Origin of the sequence: Roseovarius dicentrarchi (assembly GCF_003316635.1) — a bacterium.
GTDB lineage: Bacteria > Pseudomonadota > Alphaproteobacteria > Rhodobacterales > Rhodobacteraceae > Roseovarius > Roseovarius dicentrarchi.
Window position 1 is genome coordinate 1 of sequence record NZ_QNQP01000080.1, and the last position, 710, is coordinate 710.

The window sequence follows — 710 nt, forward strand, 5'->3', positions numbered from 1 at the left end:
GATCGCCAGATCACGCTTCATCCGATTGCTTACTGACCAGCCGATCACGCGCCGAGAATGCAGGTCAAGGATGACAGCCAGATACAGCCACCCCTCGCGCGTCCACACATAGCTTATGTCGCCAGCCCATTTCTGGTTCGGGTAATCTGCTTGGAAGTCCCGGTTCAGGAGATTGGGCGCAATGTTGAAGGCGTGGCTGCTGTCGGTTGTCACCTTGTATTTCTTTGACCTTTCAACCCGTATGCCATTCTCGCGCATCAACCGACCAACACGTCGATGCCCGACGCTCAGGCCAAGCTCCTTCAACTCTTCGGTCATTCGTGGACGACCGTAGCTGCCCAGGCTGAGACGAGACTGCTCCTTGATGTGCGCCAGAACAATCATGTCAGTCCGTTGCCTTTGGCTCGCAGGTCGGCTGCGATAGGCACGCAGACCACGGGCGCTCACATCCAGCACAGCACACATCCGGTTGGCGCAAAACGCATCACGGTGTTCTTCAATGAACCTAAACCTCATGGCTTTTGGCCCGCGAAGAACTGTGTTGCCTTTTTTAAGATTTCCCTCTCCTCCTTGAGGATGCGGTTCGTAAGGCTTCGGCGGGGGCCGTCTGACTTCGGCTACGATCCGATGATAAGTCCGGCCTTATGTCCGATTTCATTTACCGCCCTCAAATCGAAGTTCTCTCTACGGCCGATGGCATTCGCCGTCGG

1 pseudogene is annotated in these 710 nt (G+C 55.8%); it reads right to left on the minus strand.

Annotated elements, in window-relative coordinates:
• A pseudogene (locus DQ230_RS16930) lies at positions 1–584 on the minus strand (IS3 family transposase); the annotation flags it as partial.
• Positions 585–710 lie beyond the last annotated feature (126 nt).